2 protein-coding genes are annotated in these 3,105 nt (G+C 72.7%); both read left to right on the plus strand.

Going from position 1 to position 3,105, the window contains the following annotated elements:
* The first annotated feature begins 44 nt into the window (after positions 1–44).
* Positions 45–1,526, plus strand: coding sequence for a diaminobutyrate--2-oxoglutarate transaminase family protein (locus AC08OO_RS23115; protein WP_476619089.1), 1,482 nt, complete (start codon positions 45–47; stop codon positions 1,524–1,526).
* 110 nt (positions 1,527–1,636) lie between these two features.
* Positions 1,637–3,105, plus strand: a 1,469-nt coding sequence (locus tag AC08OO_RS23120) for a pyridoxal phosphate-dependent decarboxylase family protein (RefSeq protein ID WP_476619088.1), incomplete at its 3' end; no start/stop codon positions are given.

Below are 3,105 nucleotides of genomic sequence, written 5' to 3' on the forward strand. Positions count from 1 at the left end.
CCCCTGCGACCACGCCCCCTGCGACCACGCCCCCTGCGACCACGATCCCCGTCGCCGCCAGGTCCACGCCCGCAGCCCCCACCACGGGTCCCGGGTCCGCACCCACGGACGCCGCGAACCCGGCCACGATCCTCGCGCGTCAGCGTCAGCGCGAATCGGCGGCACGGACCTATGCGCGGACCCTCCCGATCGTGCCTGTCCGGGCGTCCGGAGCCATGGTTCTCGGCGCGGATGGCCGCCGCTACCTGGACTGCCTGGCCGGCGCCGGAACGCTCGCGCTGGGACACAACCATCCGGTGGTAACCGAGGCGATCACGTCGATGCTTGCCCGAGGCGCCCCGTTGCACACGCTCGACCTCGCCACCCCCGAGAAGGACGCCTTCACCGACGAACTCCGTGGCTGCCTGCCGGCCGGCATGGGGAGCGATGTGAAGTTGCACTTCTGCGGCCCGAGCGGCGCCGACGCGGTCGAGGCGGCCATCAAGCTCGCGCAGACGGTGACGGGCAACCAGACCATCCTCGCGTTCACCGGTGGATACCACGGAATGACGGCGGGTGCCCTGGCCGTGACCGGGAACGTCGCCGTCAAAGATCCTCTGCCGCCATCGACATCCGTCGTACGGCTGCCGTTCCCCTTCCCCTACCGGTGCCCGTTCGGGGTGGGGTCCGGTCGCGCCCCCGGTCCGGACGGTGCCGAGTTGTCCGCCCGCTACATCGAACGTCTCCTCGATGACCCGGCCGGAGGGGTAGTCAGGCCAGCGGCACTGATCGTAGAACCGGTTCAGGGTGAGGGCGGGGTGGTTCCCGCTCCTGACGGCTGGCTCCGCGCCATCCGCGAGATCACCCGTCGCCGCGGTATCCCACTGATCTTGGACGAGGTCCAGACGGGAGTCGGTCGCACCGGGAAGTACTGGGCCGCGCAGCACAGCGGCATCACCCCCGACATCATCGTCATGTCCAAGGCGATCGGCGGCGGGCTGCCACTGGCCGTCATCGCCTACCGGTCTGAGCTGGACACCTGGGCGCCCGGGGCACATACCGGCACCTTCCGTGGAAACCAGCTGGCGATGGCCGCGGGCCACGCCACGCTGCGCCTGGTGCGAGAGGACCGTCTCGACGAACGCGCCGCCCGACTCGGCACGCGCCTACTCACCGGCCTGGCAGAGATCGCCCGGGACCGGCCGCAGGTGGGCGACGTGCGCGGCCGCGGGCTGATGCTCGGCGCCGAGATGGTCGATCCGACCGCAGCCCCGGACCTCGTCGGCGCGCATCCCGCCGACGCGCGACTCGCCGGTCTGGTACGTGCCGAATGTCTGCGCCGCGGCCTGATCATCGAGCTCGGTGGGCGGCACGGCGCGGTCGTCCGGCTGTTGCCACCGCTGATCCTCAGCAATGAGGAGGGCGATCGCGTCCTCGCGATCCTCGCCGACGCCATCGATGCCGCCGTCCGCAGGCTCTCCGTCCACACGGCCTTGGGACACCCACCCGCCGATCAGGCCCACGTCCGGTTCGGATCCGCCGGATGATCCCCCCGCGCAGCCCTGACACACCTGTCGCCACCGCGCCGGCCGGAGAGTCCGCACCAGCCGGAAAGCCCACGTCGGCGGAGGAACGTCGGCGGAGGAACGGGGGGTCCATGGACGGTCCACGGAGGCGGGAGATCCCCATCCTCCCGGGGCTACGGCCGATGGTCGATCTCGCGTTGGCCGCCCTCGACGATGGCCGCCGGATCCGCGGCGGCCCGCTGCCCGCCGGTGGCCCACCGGTGGTGCGCGCCATGACCAGAGCTGCCCTCGGCCTGACTCCGGCCGATCCGGCCCCGGCGGATCCGACCCCCCCGGACAGTACAGGGGCCCTGCTACCGAGAACCGGAATCGGCCCGTCGGCCGCGCTGACCGGCCTGGTCGAAGCCCTGGCCGCCGGTTCCGCGGACCCGGCGGACCCGTGGTGCGCCGCCCATTTGCACTGCCCTCCGCTGGCGGTCGCGATCGCCGCCGACCTCGCCGTGAGCGCCCTCAATCCGTCCCTGGACTCCTGGGACCAGGCTCCCGCGGCCACGACGATCGAGACCGAGGTCGTCGCGACCCTGGCCGCGCTGGTCGGCTTCGATCCGGACCGGGCCACCGGCACGATCACCACCGGTGGGACCGAATCGAACCTGATGGGCCTGTTCCTCGGTCGGGACGCGGCCCGCCGTGGCCCGACCGGGCAAGACGCTCTGGGCCCGGCCGCCCCAGGTCACGATGCCGGGCACCAAGGAGGCCCCGGGCACCGAGGAGCGGACCGGCCGGCACCTCGGGTGTTCCGTTCGGCGGCGGCACACTTCTCGATTGATCGGGCGGCGTCCCTGCTCGCGATCGACGCGCCTCCGGTGCTGGTCATCGAGACCGACGACCGGCACCGGATGCGCGTCGAGGCGCTCCGTCACGCCCTGGCCGCGCACGCCGGGCCGGCCATCGTCGTGGCCACCGCTGGCACCACCGATGCGGGCGCGGTCGACCCGCTTCGACAGATCGCCGCGGTGGTCGAGGAACATCGCCTCCGGTTAGGTGGGTCGCAGGACCCGAGCAGGCCATCGGGCATGGAGGCAAGGTCCGGCGGGGCGGCCTGCTGGTTTCACGTGGACGCCGCCCACGGCGGCGGCGCGTTGCTGTCCGATCGGCTGGCCGGCCTGCTGGACGGACTCGACCTCGCAGATTCGGTCGCACTGGATCTGCACAAACTCGGCTGGCAGCCGGCGCCGGCCGGAGTCTTCCTCACCGCCCGCGACGACGGCTGGGCCAGCCTCGCGACACGGGCGGAGTACCTCAACCCGGAGGATGACGAGGCGGCCGGCTTCACCAGCCTGCTGGGCCGGTCGCTGCGGACCACCCGCCGCGCGGACGCCTTCCCCATCGCGGTCACCCTTCGGGCCCTCGGCCGCGACGGTCTCGGCGCCCGGGTGGATGCCTGCCATGATCTCGCGCAGCACGCGGCACGGACGGTGCGCGCCGACCCTCGTCTCGAACTCGCCTTCCCGGTAACACTCAGCACCCTCGTCTTCCGCTACCGGCCGCCACAGGTCATCTCGGATCCGACCGCATCCGGCCCCACCCCGTCCGGCCC

It is taken from the genome of Frankia sp. CeCAU1, from assembly GCF_977971845.1.